We start from the raw sequence: 15,994 nt of genomic DNA, 5'->3' as shown, positions 1-15,994 counted from the left end.
GCAGGCGGCGGTGCGTACGACTTCAGCGGATTGTCCGCCGGGGACTACATCGTCGACGTGACCGACACCGGCGGGGTGCTCACCGGCTACGTCTTGACCGGCGGCACGGACCCCGATGCTGTCACCGGATTGACCGCCGGGGAAGACTACAACGACTCGGACTTCGGCTACCAGCTGCCGTCCGCGGATCTCAGCCTGGTCAAGATCGTCAACGACACCTCGCCCGATCTCGGCGACACGGTCATTTTCACCCTTACGCTGAACAACTCGGGTCCGGACACGGCCACCAACATCGTTGTCGAAGACGTCATACCGGCCGGCTTGACGTACGTTCCGAGCAGTATCACCGGTGGTGATAGCAACGACGACTCTGCCGTTCCGGTATTGACCTGGGACGTAAATTCCCTGGCGAGTGGCACGAGCGCCATCCTCACCTTCCAGGCCACCGTCGATGTCGTTGGCACTTCCACCAACGTCGCCCAGGTGATCGCCAGCGGTCTCTACGATCCCGATTCCACACCAGACAACGATGACGGCGATCAATCGGAGGACGACGAGGACGACGCCAGCGTCACGGTGGCCACGATTATCGACCCCGCGCTGACCAAGACCGGCGATCCGGCTACGGCTTCCGTGGGTGACATCGTGGTCTTCACCATTACGGTGGAAAACGAGGGCAACACAGATGCGCTCGATGTGGAAGTCGTCGACACCCTGCCCGTCTTCCTGGACGTCATCGGCGTGACGATAGTGCCGGACGAGGGACAACCCGTCACCATCGCCGGCAACACGGTCACGATCGACATGGGCACCGTGTCGTCCACCGATTTCTACACCATCACCGTCACCACCCAAGTGAACGCTTTGGGCGAACCTCCGGGCGGCACCAACAGCGTCGGTTTGACGACTTCCTCGTTGGACGAAGATCTGACCAACAACGACGATGATTTCTTCCTGAACATCTTCGAACCAGGGGGACTGCCGGAAACGGGCTTTGCACCCGGCGTGGTGACTTCGCTGCCCGCGCAGTCGCAGAGCGAACGGTACAAGAGTTACTTTACGCTCGGACTCGAAATTCCAAAATTAGACGTCGACATCCCCATCGTTGGCGTCCCGAAGACCGAGAGCGGGTGGGACGTAAGCTGGTTGTGGGGCGACGCCGGCTATCTTCAAGGAACGGCATTCCCAACCTGGCAGGGCAACACCGCCATCACCGGCCACGTGACGCTGCCCTCCGGATTGCCCGGACCGTTTGCAAATCTCGGCCGCCTCTCCTGGGGAGACGAGGTCGTCATCCATTTCTTTGGTATGCGCTACGTTTATTCCGTGCGTGAAGTGAGCTGGGTCCACCCCGAGGACACGTCGTCACTCGGCCACGAAGATCTGGATTGGGTCACCTTGATCACCTGCGGCGGTTTCGACGAGCAAAGCGGAACCTACCGTTGGCGCACCGTCGTGCGGGCCGTTCTGGTCAGCGTGGAACCCCAACCTTAATCAATCGCAAGTTCTGCAGTCTCAATTCGCATCCTCGAACGTGACTCGTATCCAATCGCCAGGCTTTGTTCCCCGGGAACAAAGCCTGATCCTTCTGCGTCTAAAGATCACATCCGATCATGATCCATCTCCCTGAAGAGAGGAGAACCCGATGAAGAACAAAGCCGATATACGTTGGACGTACATCCTGATGATCCTCACCCTTGGCCTCGGGGCTTGCAGCGTGATGGACCCACTCGTTGGGTCGAGCGGAAAAGAGGGCGGGGGATGGATCGACTGGGACGGGGAAGCAGGATGGAGCGATTCGGCTGAGCCGGCTGCCGAAGGTGTGGCTGCCGGGGCAGATTCCTTCGCCGAACTTCCCGCCGCTGAACCGCCGGTCGAGCTGGAAGAAGCCGCCGTTGGTGCGGTTAAGCTGGAAAGTGAACCTGCCAGCGGCAGCCAGGCGCCGAACCTGCGGGCGGGCAGTGTGGATGACAACGCCGAATGGGACGACTACCTGCTCTATCGACTGCGTTTTACGGAGTGGGGGATCGACGTCCACGATGTCGATGTCACCGGTCGACACACCATTACCGTCTCCAACGCGCAAGGGCAGCCCGTGCTTGGGGCGGAAGTGACCGTCCTCGACGAGAATGGCGACCGCCTCGCCCGGCTCACGACTCACAGCGACGGAAGCGTGTTGTTCTTTCCCAACGCTTACCCGGAGTCCGATCTCGAAAAACTGGAGATCGTTGTGGCCAAAGATGGCCGGGAAGTTTCCCAAGTCATGGACCGGGAAGACCTGGAACACGCCGTCACGCTCGACGCCGAATCGTCCACGCAGCCGCTACGCCTCGACGTGCACTTCCTGATTGATGCCACAGGCAGTATGAGTGACGAGATTGCACAGTTGAAGGAAAACATGATCGCCGTTTCCGAGCAGATCGAAGCACTGCCGTCGAATCCCAACGTGCGTTTTGGGATGACCATCTACCGCGATCGAGGGGACCTGTTTGTCAGCCGCACGTTTGACTTCACGCCCGACGTGGCGGCTTTCACCGAAGAGCTTGCCCGGGTCCGGGCCGACGGTGGTGGAGATTATCCGGAAAGCCTCAACGAGGGATTGCACAACGCCATTCACCTGCCGGAGTGGCGCGGCGAGGCCACGGTCAGTTTGATCTTTCTCCTGGCCGATGCACCGCCCCATCTCGATTACGCCCAGGATTACGACTACGCGGCGGACGTCTTCGCCGCGGCCGAAATGGGGATCAAGATCTATCCGCTGGCGTCCAGCGGTTTGGACGATCAGGGCGAATATGTTTTCCGCCAGTTGGCCCAGATCAGCAGCGGCAAATTCCTCTTCCTCACCTACGGCGCCGGCGGGGCGCCCGGAGACGACACGACCCATCACGTCGATGATTACAGCGTGCTCTCGCTCGACGAATTGGTGGTTCGCATGATCGAGGAAGAACTCGCTCCTCTGACGTTCTCTCAATAATCGTCGTAAAGCGGAATCTGCATTGCGACTCCCTGGGAGCAATTTCGTTCCAGGGAGTCTTTTCTGTTCTTATGGCTGCACGAAAGTGCTTTTTCGCGGTATCAGATAAAGAAGGATACAATGCAAGGTAATGTTGCGAACGATCAAACTTCCAACGTATCTGCGCGCGCTCTTGCTGGCCGTCCTGCTTGGCGCGTTCGTCAACGCATGTGCGGCGAAGGTTGCGGGCGGTTCAACGCCGGACCCATTTCCTTCGAGTACACTCGCAGCGGCGACAGAGCCGTTTGCGCAGGCAATCTCCTCCCCAACATCGACCTTCACGATCACGCCGAGTCCCGAACCGGTCCGGATGGTCGTTCCGGAGCGTTGGGCCGGTCTGGCCGAGCAGGCGATTGCCGCATTGGATTCACCAGACAGGTGGCAGCTCATGGTGGACGACGACCCTGGCCAGTGGCTGGATCGAGGCGTTACCGATCTGGCGCTCGTCCCCGGCGATGAAGGTGTGCCCGCAGGCGAACGTGTTCTGGCCCTGGCGGTCCCGTTCACCTCGGCGTGGGAAGATGTCTCCCTGGAGCAGGCGCAGGAAATGCGCCTAGAACCTTCTCCGTTCGTTGCGGTCCTGGATTGGGTGGACATGACCCCAAAACTCAAATCGCTGACGGTCGATGGCGCACATCCCGGTGATGCTGAATATCCACTGAGACAGAGATGGAGCGTGATCTCGGTGCAGGGCTTCGAAGCGGAGGCTGCGGAGATCGGATCGTTGATCGCCGGCCGCCTTGGATTCGATGCGGCCACGCACCTGGTTGCCGTGGGCGACGTCATGCTGGACAGGCGCATCGGCGAGAGAATTGCGAACGGCAATCCGATCTTTCCGTTCGAACTGGTTTTCGATTTTCTCTCCACGGCGGACGTCACCGTAGGGAATCTCGAATGTGCCATGGGGGAGCAGGGTGCGCCGGTCGACAAGGGCTACACGTTCCGCGCCCCTGCGGAAGCCGCACGGTCGTTCGCCATCGCGGGCTTCGACCTGCTTTCGCTGGCAAACAACCACGCCATGGACTATGGTCCCGAAGCGCTACTGGACGCAATCTCTCTGCTGGAGAAAAACCACGTCCAATCCGTGGGCGCGGGGGAAGATGCGGCTGCCGCCGCTGCACCGGTCATCCTGACCGCGAACGGAACGAACATCGCATTTCTGTCCTACGTAGACGTACCGGTCGAGGTGCGCGGTTTTGACGCACGTTCCTGGACGGCCACGCAGAATCAGCCCGGCGTGTCCTGGGCCGATCCCGAGCAGATGCGGGCGGACATCGCCGCCGTGCGGCCGCTCGCCGACATCGTTGTCGTACTGCTGCACAGCGGTTACGAATACGTGGTCCAGCCCAGCCTACCGCAGGTGACTGCCGCCCACACGGCGATCGACGCCGGCGCCGATCTCGTTCTGGGCCATCACGCGCACGTCCTGCAGGGGATTGAATTTTACAATCAGGGTGTGATCGTGTACGGATTGGGCAACTTCGTCTTCGACGACGGAGACATTTACCAAACCGCATTACTCAATGTTTGGCTGGATTCAGGCGGCGTGCGGGAAATCGAAGTCGTGCCTATGATGCTGACGGACGAAGGCCGTCCCAGGTTGGCCACCGCGGAAGAAGCGGACGAGATTCTATCCATGATATACAGCGAGACGAAGGGCGCTGCGTTACCCTGATCCTGGGAAAGAATCGAAAGGACGGGCGAAGCGCCCGTCCATACCGATCACTGCCGTCGATACGCTCGTTGAGCGTCACCAGTTGCGCAGCTGCAGACTGCCAAGACCCATGGAGATCTCGAAGGTGATCCTGGCGCCCGTTCCTTCGAGCGTATACGTGTCTCCGGAGCGGTGCCAATCATCATACGCATCGACATCCGCCAGGGCACCCTCGAATTCGATTCTCCCAGCGATTCCCTCAGGGACGATGATGATCACCTCTCCCAGACCCGCTTCGATCTTCACGTACATGTCGTCCTGTAAATCACCGCTGAAATCTAACGTATAGCGGCCAGCGCCGCCGGTGAAGAAAATATCCCGGGCATTTGCGTTGGCCAACCCGTTCAGTTCCGCATCCGAAGCGCCGCCCGTGAAGCGCAAGGTGGACATTTCAATCCTGTTCGCTTCCGAAAAGGACAGCTCGAAGTCGGATGCCCCCTGCGTCACACGCAGATCGTTGATGGCCAGACCGCCCAGTTCGATATCGCTGCGCGAGGCGCCAACGGTGAGGATCAATTCCATTGCTTCGTCCCCCAAACGTAAATCCCAGGTGTTTTCCACGTCTCCGCTGATATCGGGGAAAGTGTATTCACCCGATTCTTCTTCTCCCTGCCGCAGCTGGATATATCCGTATTCAGTGATGATGTGTGGGGCGAACTCTTCGACGTTGTAGCTGACCGTGCCCTGGAGAAGTGCATTCTCGGCTCCCGGGCGAACGTACAATTCGCCGGCGCCCATGAGGATCTCGAGACTGGTCTTGACCTCCGCATCGGGTACGGGAATTTCCACCTCTTCGGCAACCGTCGGACCGGTCTCGAGTTTATCCATCCGTATGCTGGTGCGCAGCGGTAAAAAGTTGAAACTACAGGCCAGCGTCGCCAGCGATGCCGTGATTCCAACGAGTAGAAATGCGGTTTTCCGCATGGTAGCCTCCACGAAAACTCTTCTAGAAATGTTTCGTTCCATCATCTATACGTCCCGCAGAGGACAGGGTTGTACGCTGTGCTGCGTCTTTCGGAACCGGAAGAAGCGAGATTGTGAGCTCTGACGTTCCAGTTGGGCTATCCCCGGGAAGTTAGACTTCGGATCAGTGCGGGAACATCGCGCAGGATTTTCGCCGTTGCTTCGGGCACGATGTCAACAGCGTGTTGGTGGTTGTTTTCGTTGTCCGCTTCAGCCGTAATCCAGATCTGATGCATACCGACCTGCTGGGCGCCAAGTACGTCCGCTTTCAACATGTCTCCGATCATTACCACCTGCTCGGCGGGGAGCTGCCATCTGCGGAGCACGGTTTCGAACAGCAGTCTGTGCGGTTTGCGCAGGCCAACTTCAGAGGAGATCAGGACGGGATCGAAATATTTCCGGATGCCGGCTTTATCGATCAGACGTTGTACGTTGGCAGCATTGCCGGCGTTTGAGATCATGCCAAGACGGTAGTCGGCTTCATGAATTTCATCGAGCACTGCGAGTAGATCGGACATCGGTTCCCAGTGATCTTCGAAATGCTTGTAGAAACACGCCAACGCATGTTCGAGCGTTTCGTCTGCGACAGCCGCATAGCCAAACTCGGTCAGTACGAGACGTAAAACGGACATGGATGAGATTTCGATGTTCGAAGCCTCACGTGCCGCAAAGCTTGTCTCGAGCAATTCGTAAAAGCGCTGGATAAACACGTCATTGTCAAGGCGGACGCTTTCCTCGTTTAGTTTTTTCACCATCGCCCGCGTGGCAAGGGCGCGCACCTCACTCGCTTCACCGCGGAAGGCGATCAACGTCGAGCCAAAATCAAAAATGACCCCTCGTATCATGCGCGCGCCTCAGTAAGTCAAGTCCGAACGATACAAATTCAACAGCGGTCGATCGGAAAGATAACGGAAGAGATTCTCCGCAAACAAATCCATCGCCCGCTCATCGTAGACGGCCGAAGAACCGGCGATGTGGGGCGACAGGATCACGTTTGGCATTTCCCAAAGCGGGCTGGAATCGGGCAGGGGTTCAACCGGATACACGTCCAATGCGGCCCCGGCGAGTTTTTCCGTCTTCAGCGCTTCCAGCAAAGCGCCGTGATCGACAACGCCGCCGCGTGATACGTCGATGAGGAACGTCGAGGGCTTCATCGCGTCGAAAATTTCCGTCCCGATCAAGCCGCGTGTAGCCGCCGTCAAGGGGACGGTAACCACCAGGAAATCGCACAAAGCGGCCATCGAGCGCAGCGCCTCCGGCGGATACAGCCGCTTGGGAACATCGGCGGCGGGATCTCCCAAACCTTCCAGACAATACCCTGTGTCCTGTAAATTCTTCAAATCCCGCTTGGACGCCAGCACGTCCGCACCGAACGCATAGCACAGACGGGCGATCTCGCGCCCGACGCTGCCGTAGCCAATGATGCCAACGGTACTCCCTCGAAGTTCGAGGGGCTCATAGCGCTGATAGCGCTTTTCTCCCCAGCGTTCCTCCGGGGGATCGGAGATGATGTCGAGCAGTTTGTGACCAAGGGCCAGCATCGACATGACCGCGAACTCCGCCATCTGCGGCGCCGCCGCTCCGCTGAGTGTCGTCACTTGAACGTCCGTTTGCAGCAGTGGATGATCGATGACGTGATCGATGCCGGCCGAATGAAATTGAATCCAACGCAGTTCGGGAACCGCCTCAGGTTCCGGGAGAGCATGCAGCGTGTAGAGTACTTCTACATCGGCAAGCAGGTCCTCAGGAATGTTCTCCCCGGACGAGGTGGGATGGACGCTAACCTGGAGCCGCGGCGAAACGTCTTTAATACGCTCCACCAGGGAATCTTCAAGCGGCAGTGTAAACAGAACGTAGACTTCGTCCATGGGTGCCATTGTACATCATTCGGCATGTAATCGGAAAACCACGATCTGCCGATTTGCGTTTGGGCGGCTCTGGAGGGCGTCCTCAGGGAGACGATAGGCTTATGGCGATCCAGGCAACCAGCGCCACGCCGAGCAGCAGCGGTAAGATGTAGCGCAGCATCGCCCTCAGCGCAGTTCCTTCGTCGTTCGCCATTTGTGTGGTGCTCACCCCAACCAGGATCTTGGTCGGGGATACGACCGATCCGATGGCGGCTCCTGCCGTCTGCGCGGCAAGTATCCAGGGCAGGTTGAATTGCAGCAATTCGGCCGTCCGGCGCTGCAGCATGGCGAAGATCAAATTGGAATTGGTGTTCGATCCCGTGATGAAGGCCCCCAAGGCGCCGAGCCACGTCGACAGGAATGGAAATGCCCTGGCCACCCATAAGGCCAATCCGCTCGCGAGGACGTCCGTCATCCCGGTGTGGGTCATCACCACGGCCATGGCGACCATGGAGAGAATCCCCACGCTGGAGGGAATCAAGCGTCTCGCCGTGTCCGTCAGAATCCGACGACCTGCGCGGGGTCGGTACAGGCCGTATCTGCGGTAGATCAGGAAAGATATCAGCGCTGCGTAACCCAGGATCGCTCCGGCATGGCGCAGGAGCGGAATGATGCGGCCGTATCCGGCGGGAGTGATAAAGCCGCGTGCCGTCTCCGTTTCGGGGAAGGCAATGCGAATCTCGATCGCGCCGAGAAGCTGGTTCACACCGGGTATGAATTGAACGACGAACGTGACAAGGATCAGAACCAGATAACCCGATACCGCGATCCGGAATGGGCGCGCGTCGATGGGGGTTCGATCTTGTGTCGCGCTTCCCCCGCGGTAGCGTCGTGCCAGGGTGACGCCCGCGAGCAGGCCGACCATCCCTGCGCCGAAGCTGGCGATGTTCCACAATCCGTGGGTCGCCAAGAACAACTGGGTAAGGCCCATCAGCACGCCGAGGGTCAGAATCGGAAGCGTCAATTTGCGCGCCGATCGCAAACCATCGGCGACCTGGGCGACCATGAAGCCTGAACCAATTCCGGCAAGACCCAGCAAGGCTGCCGCCGGTGCGGCCAGGGTGCCGCCGGGCAGGTTGGAGGCGGCGATCAGCGCCTGAAAGGAGGAACCCAGCGAGCCGAAAGTGACGGCCCAGGCATGCCCGATCGTGGGCAGGATAACGGCCGTCAGGGGCGCAAAGCCGAGGCCCACGAGCAGGGGTGCGGTGACGGCTACAGGCACGCCGAAACCGCCGATTCCTTGAAGGAAGGTGGCAAAAAGCCAGCCGATCAACAAAGCCTGCATACCGCGATCGGCGGTCAACTGCGGCAGGGTCCTGCCGATGACCGCAATCGCGCCCGCTTCGTCAAAAACACGGTAGAGGAGAAAAGCGCCCCAGACGATGAGCAGCACGTCCAGACCGAGCAGCAGCGCCTTGGCGTGGCTCACGGCCAGCAGCCGAATACCGGCGCCGAAACGCGCCGCCGCAAGACAAACGGTTAATGCCCAGCCAGCGGGGCCGGCCATGGCGGCGCCCCATCCGAATCGAACCATCAAAATGATGATCAGAAGGATGGGAGTGATCGCCAGTAACCAATCGAGCAGCATCTTCGTAACGAACCCTGCAAACGTGGCGCATTATAGCATGGGGTCGAATTGTGTTCCGAACGCTTCAAACGTCGATTTTCACCGGTCGTGGGCGTCTGGCCAGGAGACATGCGCCGGCGTGAAAGCCGTCTTCCGATCGTGGATCGGCCCGGCGCGATTCGTCGTACTCGAGAACTTCAAGCGGGGCGAAAACCCTGCGCAGCTCCCCCGCTGCGAAGTAGTGAATCAAACCAACCGGTTCGGGCGCCAGGAAGGTGTTGGGTTCGATTTGGGTTGCACCGGATTCCTTCAACGCCACGCAGCCCGGATCGTCCGTGGTAAAGACTTCGGCCAGGAGTATCCCACCCGGAATGAGCCCTGCGACGAGTCGATCGGCCAGAGTCCAGAGTTGCGTCGGGCGAAGGAAGTGCAGCACGGCCTGGGCGACGATCAGGTCGTAGACTGACGGTGGTATGGGGAAATCCATCACATCGGCATGATGGGCGGCAACCGGAGTGTCGAGGCAGGCAGCCGCCAGGTGTTTGTAGACCCGGGCGTCGCCTTCCACGGCGTCCACTCGAAAACCTCGTTCTGCGAGTTCCAAAGCGAATTCCCCCTCGCCGGCTCCCAGATCGAGGGCGTGTCCGCTGGAGATCCCCTCGAGCCAATTTTGTAAGTTTTCCATTCGACGATTACCCGATGCACGATCGCCGGTGAGTGTCGATACACGGCGGCGTCGGCGGCGTGTATCGCGATCCAGCGTAGGGATTGCGTAGGTTAAACGTCAGACAAGCGTCCCGCGTGAAAGAACCGGATCGCAGTATAGTAAATATGGAAGGGTAGATCTCTTCTTCTCCTCCTTAAGAGAGAGCCGGGCCCGGCGTACCCGGCTCTCATGATTCAAAGAGAAAATCGAAACCACGAGCAAGGATCGTTTACTCTCATCCACCGGCCGGTGACCGGCGCAGCGACGATTCATCTATTTCGGACGCAGCTCAAAGGATTCGACCGGGACGCTCTCGACCTGCAGATGAATGGGACGGCCGAGTGCATCTTCCAGCTGACTCTGGAGATCCTCCAGAATTGGGGATTTCAGTTCATTACTCGCATAGATCGTTATGGACACATCGACGACTCGCGCGTCGCCAAGTTCGATGTCCATTGTTTCCAGGGTATAACCTGCTTCTGATTGCATCTGCTGCCTGACCGTTGCGCCGACGACTTGGCGGATGTGGGAAATTTCTACTGACTCGATAAAGACGGACGCCAGGGGGATGCTGATGGCGATGAGCAGCAAGAGAGATGCTACGATTCCGCGTTGAAGATGACCTTTGCGCATCGCTCGCGGGGAAGGACGGAAGCCGAGCAAGAGCAAAGTCACGGAGCCGGCGAGGGTGATGGCGATCAGGTTGGTGATGAAGAGCAGAAATCCGCCCCAGGCCGTCCGCGCTTCCCCCATGGCCAGGCCAATGCCGACGACGCCCAACGGGGGCACCAACGCGGCGGCTATGGCGACGCCTGGCAGTGCAGCTGCCACGTCCTTGCGCGCGACGGCGTACGCACCTGCGGCTCCGGAAGCAAGCGCGACCGCCAGATCAAAAAGATTGGGGTGCGTGCGCGACATGATTTCTGCCGTCTCAGTGCGCAGCGGCGAAATCGCAGTGAGCAGGATGCTCAGACCGATGGCCAATGCGATCCCTTTGATCGCCGCTTCCACGGCCAGACTGAGCAGGCGCACATCACCCTGCACGATCCCCAAACTGAAGGCCAATATCGGGGTGAACAGCGGCGCCACGAGCATCGCCCCGATGATCACTGCCGTACTGTCCTGCAGCAATCCGAAAGTGGCGATGACCGCCGAAAGCCCGATCATGATGAAGAAATCCACATCCGGGCGAGCGCCCTCCCGTACCTCGCGGTATATCTCGACCTGCTCCTGGCGCTCCAGCGTCGGCACCGCGCCGAAGATGGTGTCCCAGGCGCGCTGCAGCCAAAATCGCCGCAGACCGCGAAAGCGCTTCACCATCAACACCGGCGTAGCACAGACGCGAGCGACCAGTTCCGGGATCGTGCCGAAGAGGACTTGGTCGATCAAGCTTTCCTCGGAGGCGCCGATAAAGACCAGATCGTTTTCGGAACCCGCCTGCGCAATGCCGTCGACGACGCTTTCTGCCTCAACCACCTGGCGAGTAAACGGGAGTTGATCGAAATCGAACGTTTGACCTCCCGCCTTGGATAGACGGCTTACCTGTTCGCGCATGCTCCGAATCGTCTTGTCGATCCAGGAATGGCCGCGCGCGAGCTGCTCTTCCGTAGAATCGGGGTCTGCCACGTAGACCACGCTCATCGAGGCGTCGAACTCGTGAGCCAGTAGCATGGCCAACCGCGTCGCCAATGGGGCATGCGGACCGCCTGCCGTGGGGACAAGGATTTTTTTGATGTTTAATGCAGCGGGTCCATCGACGGCGGCCTCCATCTTGTCTCGTTCTGAATGGCGCGAAGTGGCTTCCGAAACGATGGCGTTTATGTATTCGGAGTGCAGCGCAGCGACCGCAACGTCACACGGCGCCCGGCGAATGACGGGATCGAGGACGCGCCCCATGTGCACACCTTGTTGTTCTGTACGTACGACCCAGGATAGCAGGATCAGATCGCAATTTTCTTCATCGGCGGTTTCCAGGATCCCGTCGGGTACGGAACGTGCAAGACGGGTGATCGGAAACGTAGGTACGTCGCTCTTTGCGGCAACCCGGGTGGACCATTGAAAGAGCGTGTTGCGCTCGCTGGCGATGCGTCCGCCTTCGGCGATAGCCAGTGGGTCGGCGATCGGGATGACCTGTAATGGAATCACCTCGCCGTTCGTTTGATGGGCAAGCGCCGTCGCCAAACTCAGCATCCAATGCCGTTCCACCCCGGCACTGATGGGCACCAAAATTCGATAATCTCCTGTCTTTTTCTCTCTACCCGGCGCGCGCCGGAAAACGAGGACTCCTTCCTGCGCTTCGATCAGGTGCATCCGGCTGTAAGCGACGTAGAGCAGCAATCCCAGCGCAACCCAAACGGCATTTCCGAGCAATCCATCACCGGGCAAGGCGATCCACATGGCCGCGCAAAAAACCAGTGCGGTCAAAGGAACCAGGGGATAAAAAGGTACCTGCAGGGTGCGTCGACGATTCGGTTCCGTGCGCCGGCTGATCAAGGCGGCGATGTTCAGCAGAAATGCAGAGACCAGGAAAAAGCCTGCGGCTGCGTCCAGCAGCCATTCAATGCGCACCCAAATCAACAAGGGCGCGGCGATGACCAGGATCAAACCGAAAATGAGGGGCTGCACCTGGAACGGACGTCTCAGCCAACGAAGGATCGGCGGCAGTGCTCCCTGGCGGCTGAGTGCGTTCAACTGCCGCGCACCCATCACCAAACAAGCGTTCGCCGCGAATGCGAACAACAGGAAGGTGATCGCATAGATCAGCCTTCCGGGAAGAAAACCGGATTGCTGCAGCGCAGACGGCATATCGCTCAATGCCAGCGCTGTCAGGCTCTGCGGAATGGCCGAGGGCAGAAACTCGAATGCGATGATGGCCAAACTGCCGATCAGCAGCGTGGCAAACAAACTCCGGGGCAGTCGTTGCTGTGCATCCCGGATCTGCCGGCGGGAAGCCATGACCGCCTCGATCGCTCCGTAGGCCACAAATAGCCAGGCGGCAGAGCGCATGAAATCAGCGGAGATGAAATCCATCGATCCGCCGTCGATGTGCGGATTGTATTTCAGGAATATATCGACGATCAACACCGCGACGATCAGTGCCAGGACCGTCAAAATGGGACCGAGCCACGTGCGGCGAGGGATCAGCCGGAAAATCTGGAAAACGACGAGCAGGAGCAAGAAACCCAGCGCCAGGGACATTCCGGTATCCGCCGGCAACTGAAGGAATAATGCCATTTGGCCTGCGGCGGAATGTATGAAGCTTGCCGCCAATGCCACGCTCCCGGCGAAAATCACCCATCCGGCCATAAAACCGCCCAAGCCCCCGAGGGTTTCGTGTATCAATGTGTACGTGCCACCGTGATCGCTGCTTCCGGCGAGAAGTTCGAGGATGTTCAGAATCGTGAACGTCACGACCAGCAGCGTCAACAGCGTTGCGAACGGGGAGATGAGACCGATGAAGGAGACCACCCTGCCGGAGACCAAAAATGCCAATGCGAAACTGATCACCAGTCCGCCGGATGCGACTTGCCACACCGTCGACAACTGCCGCCCCAAGCGAATTTCACCCAGAAAGTCGTCCGGTTCAACTGCCATTGAATTTGACCATCCTTCTCACGCGTCTACGGTCATCTGTCCGAGTGGTGGTACGGCCAGGCTGCTTCTCGCTCCATCGGCTGCAGCCCGATGAGTAGATTTCTGCCCGTCAGGCCATGGGGGTCGAATATGTACCCCAGGCCGCTCGCCTCGAAAGCCTGACGGTATTGCTCGTCGGTAAACAAGACCAACTCGTGCCTCTCAACAAAATACTCTATCCCCTCCGGTCTGGCAACCAGATGGTGCATGTTCAGGATCGCAACACCGTCATGCTCCTCGCTTATATTCATGCGGGCGATCTTGAGTTCGGGTTCATCGACGAAAAGCGCGTGCGGTCCGCCGCTGATGTAATTGTCCGGGCTGAGCCAGGGTTCTACGATCAGCACGCCGCCGGGAAGCAAATGGCAAGCCATGTTGTTTATCGCAAGCTTCAGTTCTGCCAGATTTTTGACGTATCCGATCGAGCTGAAGAGGCAGGTCACCACATCGAAGCGGCGGCCGAGTTCAAAATCCAGCATGTTGCCCTGGTGAAAGAGCACTTCCGCACAGCGTTGGCGAGCGATCTCCAGCATCTGCGGATTGAGATCCAAACCCTCCACCTGGTAATGTTTCTCCAGATGAAACAGATGCTGCCCCGTCCCACAGGCAACATCAAGCAGTGCCATGCCGTCCGAGCGTTTATTCTTGCAGATGAGCTGATGCAGTTTGTCTGCTTCTTCGCGATAATCCTTGAAGGAATAGAGCGCATCGTAGTAGTCGACCATTTTTTCGTATTGCTCTTGCATGTCCGAGTACCTCCGGGCCCACGACTACTGCATAGTGTACCCTTTTCCGCATCCATTTTATAGCCTCATACATCTCATGCTTCGCCGCGAAGCGGAATTCTGATACCCGGATCTATTTTATGGTGTGCATCCCATATTGTTTTTACATCCTGTATAATCAAAAACCATGAGTAAAAACCACGAATCTGCTGATCGGCGCATCACACGTGCTGCGGGCATCGTTATGATCGGTTTCGCACTCTCCAGCCTTTCGGGGCTGGCGAGTCAGGTACTCATCACCAACGCCTTTGGCACCGGCGCCAGACTCGACGCTTTTTACACGGCCAACCGCCTTCCGGAGACGCTCTTCAACCTGATCGCAGGCGGGGCTCTCGCATCCGCTTTCCTCCCCACGCTCACGGGTTTTCTTGCTCGAAACGATCGCAAGGGGAGCTGGCGACTTACTTCCTCCGTCGTCAATCTGATCCTCATCATCCTGGGCGTGTTGAGCGTGACGGCGGCCGTCGCAGCCCCGTGGTTGGTGCGTACGATTCTGGCTCCGGGTTACAAGGACGCCGAACAAATCCGCCTCACGGTTTCACTGCTGCGCATCATGCTGCTCTCGCCGGCGATTTTCGGACTGAGCGGGATATTGATGGCGACGCTCAACGCCCATCAGCATTTCGCCCTGCCGGCGCTCGCACCGGCGTGCTACCGTCTCGGATTGATATTTGGTGTCTTGTTTCTCGTGCCGCCCCTGGGTATTTTCGGCCTGGCCTGGGGAACTGTTTTGGGGGCATTGCTGCATTTATTCGTGCAATTGCCTGCCCTGCGAATGTTAAAGCCAAGCTATCAGCGCACTCTGGGGTTGGAGATGCCTGCAGTGCGCGAGGTGGGACGCTTGATGATGCCCCGCCTGCTGGGTGTGGCCGTCGTACAGCTCAATTTTTGGGTCAACACGATCCTGGCTTCCGGGCAGCCGGAGGGCAGCCTCAGCGCGCTAACCTTTGCCTTTCAATTGATGCTCATGCCCCAGGCGGTGATCGCGCAGGCCACGGCCATCGCTGCCCTGCCTACATTCTCGGAGCAGTTCGCCAGGGGAAAAATCGAAGAGCTGCGCCGTTCCTTTTCGAACACGCTGCGCGGTGTGCTCTTTTTGGCGCTGCCGGCCAGTATGGGGTTGATCTTGCTGCGCAAGCCGATCGTCACTTTGCTTTTCGAGCGCGGCGCGTTCGGTGCACAATCCACCGAACAGGTCTCCTGGGCGCTGCTTTGGTGGGGCGTGGGCCTGGTGGGCCACTCGGTGCTCGAGATCATCGTTCGAGCCTTCTATGCCATGCACGACACGCGCACACCCGTCGCCGTCGGTGCCGTGATGATGGGCTCGAACGTCCTCTTCAGCCTGGCATTTTCTGCGCTGTTCGAGCGCATCGGCTGGATGCCGCACGGTGGTCTGGCACTCGCGAATTCTCTCGCCACTACGCTGGAGTGCACCGCGCTGCTGTGGCTTTTGCACAGGCGGCTGGGTGGTTTGGATCTGGCCCGGACGGGACACGGCATGCTGAATACCGTCGGCGCCTCGCTGGGTATGTCGCTCGTGCTGTGGGTCTGGCTGGCGCTGACAGGGGGGCGCTCGACCTGGCTGATTGGAATTGGTGGGGCACTGGTTGGTTTTGGAGTCTACTGGTTGATGTCGCTGGCTTTGGGTTCGCCCGAAACGCGACAGCTTCCGGGATTTCTGATCGATCGCTCCCGCTGAAGCCGAT

General features: G+C 59.1%; 11 protein-coding genes. 4 read left to right on the top strand and 7 right to left on the bottom strand.

What is annotated here, in order from left to right; all coding sequences use genetic code 11:
- The 3 genes from P8Z34_04845 to P8Z34_04835 form a co-directional block, all read left to right on the top strand.
- Positions 1-1,494 (top strand): sortase (locus P8Z34_04845; GenBank protein MEJ2549990.1); only part of this gene is annotated, 1,494 nt, incomplete at its 5' end.
- Between the two features lie 151 nt (positions 1,495-1,645).
- A complete protein-coding gene (locus tag P8Z34_04840; protein ID MEJ2549989.1) occupies positions 1,646-2,974 on the top strand; it encodes a VWA domain-containing protein in 1,329 nt (442 codons plus the stop codon).
- A 130-nt stretch (positions 2,975-3,104) separates the two neighbouring features.
- Positions 3,105-4,688 (top strand): CapA family protein, encoded by a 1,584-nt coding sequence (locus tag P8Z34_04835; protein ID MEJ2549988.1) that lies wholly within the window; start codon positions 3,105-3,107, stop codon positions 4,686-4,688.
- A gap of 75 nt (positions 4,689-4,763) precedes the next feature.
- On the opposite strand, the gene P8Z34_04830 is transcribed toward P8Z34_04835, so the two are convergent.
- From P8Z34_04830 to P8Z34_04800, 7 genes are all read right to left on the bottom strand, one after another.
- Positions 4,764-5,651, bottom strand: coding sequence for a toast rack family protein (locus P8Z34_04830; GenBank protein ID MEJ2549987.1), 888 nt, complete (start codon positions 5,649-5,651; stop codon positions 4,764-4,766).
- A 137-nt stretch (positions 5,652-5,788) separates the two neighbouring features.
- Positions 5,789-6,535 (bottom strand): HAD family hydrolase, encoded by a 747-nt coding sequence (locus tag P8Z34_04825; GenBank protein ID MEJ2549986.1) that lies wholly within the window; start codon positions 6,533-6,535, stop codon positions 5,789-5,791.
- Between the two features lie 9 nt (positions 6,536-6,544).
- Entirely contained in the window at positions 6,545-7,567 is a 1,023-nt protein-coding gene (locus P8Z34_04820; protein ID MEJ2549985.1) for a D-2-hydroxyacid dehydrogenase, read from the bottom strand.
- A gap of 73 nt (positions 7,568-7,640) precedes the next feature.
- Positions 7,641-9,185 (bottom strand): L-lactate permease, encoded by a 1,545-nt coding sequence (locus P8Z34_04815; protein ID MEJ2549984.1) that lies wholly within the window; start codon positions 9,183-9,185, stop codon positions 7,641-7,643.
- A gap of 64 nt (positions 9,186-9,249) precedes the next feature.
- Positions 9,250-9,849 (bottom strand): class I SAM-dependent methyltransferase, encoded by a 600-nt coding sequence (locus tag P8Z34_04810; GenBank protein ID MEJ2549983.1) that lies wholly within the window; start codon positions 9,847-9,849, stop codon positions 9,250-9,252.
- Between the two features lie 294 nt (positions 9,850-10,143).
- Positions 10,144-13,464 carry a TIGR00341 family protein gene (locus tag P8Z34_04805; GenBank protein MEJ2549982.1) on the bottom strand — a complete coding sequence of 1,107 codons (3,321 nt, stop codon included), beginning with the start codon at positions 13,462-13,464 and terminating at the stop codon, positions 10,144-10,146.
- A gap of 32 nt (positions 13,465-13,496) precedes the next feature.
- Positions 13,497-14,249: a class I SAM-dependent methyltransferase gene (locus P8Z34_04800; protein ID MEJ2549981.1), complete on the bottom strand. Its 753-nt coding sequence runs from the start codon at positions 14,247-14,249 to the stop codon at positions 13,497-13,499.
- Positions 14,250-14,415: 166 nt separating this feature from the next.
- Between P8Z34_04800 and murJ the strand changes: the two genes are divergently transcribed.
- Positions 14,416-15,987 (top strand): murein biosynthesis integral membrane protein MurJ, encoded by a 1,572-nt coding sequence (gene murJ / locus P8Z34_04795; GenBank protein ID MEJ2549980.1) that lies wholly within the window; start codon positions 14,416-14,418, stop codon positions 15,985-15,987.
- Positions 15,988-15,994: the final 7 nt, after the last annotated feature.

It is taken from the genome of Anaerolineales bacterium (genome assembly GCA_037382465.1).
Classification (GTDB): domain Bacteria; phylum Chloroflexota; class Anaerolineae; order Anaerolineales; family E44-bin32; genus WVZH01.
This window is presented reverse-complemented; position numbering and strand designations above follow the sequence as displayed.

Coding starts and splice junctions, on each gene's coding strand:
- P8Z34_04835 (MEJ2549988.1), top strand. CDS start 3,105: ATGTTGCGAACGATCAAACTTCCAACGTATCTGCGCGCGCTCTTGCTG.
- P8Z34_04830 (MEJ2549987.1), bottom strand. CDS start 5,651: ATGCGGAAAACCGCATTTCTACTCGTTGGAATCACGGCATCGCTGGCG.
- murJ (MEJ2549980.1), top strand. CDS start 14,416: ATGAGTAAAAACCACGAATCTGCTGATCGGCGCATCACACGTGCTGCG.
- P8Z34_04820 (MEJ2549985.1), bottom strand. CDS start 7,567: ATGGCACCCATGGACGAAGTCTACGTTCTGTTTACACTGCCGCTTGAA.
- P8Z34_04825 (MEJ2549986.1), bottom strand. CDS start 6,535: ATGATACGAGGGGTCATTTTTGATTTTGGCTCGACGTTGATCGCCTTC.
- P8Z34_04810 (MEJ2549983.1), bottom strand. CDS start 9,849: ATGGAAAACTTACAAAATTGGCTCGAGGGGATCTCCAGCGGACACGCC.
- P8Z34_04815 (MEJ2549984.1), bottom strand. CDS start 9,185: ATGCTGCTCGATTGGTTACTGGCGATCACTCCCATCCTTCTGATCATC.
- P8Z34_04805 (MEJ2549982.1), bottom strand. CDS start 13,464: ATGGCAGTTGAACCGGACGACTTTCTGGGTGAAATTCGCTTGGGGCGG.
- P8Z34_04800 (MEJ2549981.1), bottom strand. CDS start 14,249: ATGCAAGAGCAATACGAAAAAATGGTCGACTACTACGATGCGCTCTAT.
- P8Z34_04840 (MEJ2549989.1), top strand. CDS start 1,646: ATGAAGAACAAAGCCGATATACGTTGGACGTACATCCTGATGATCCTC.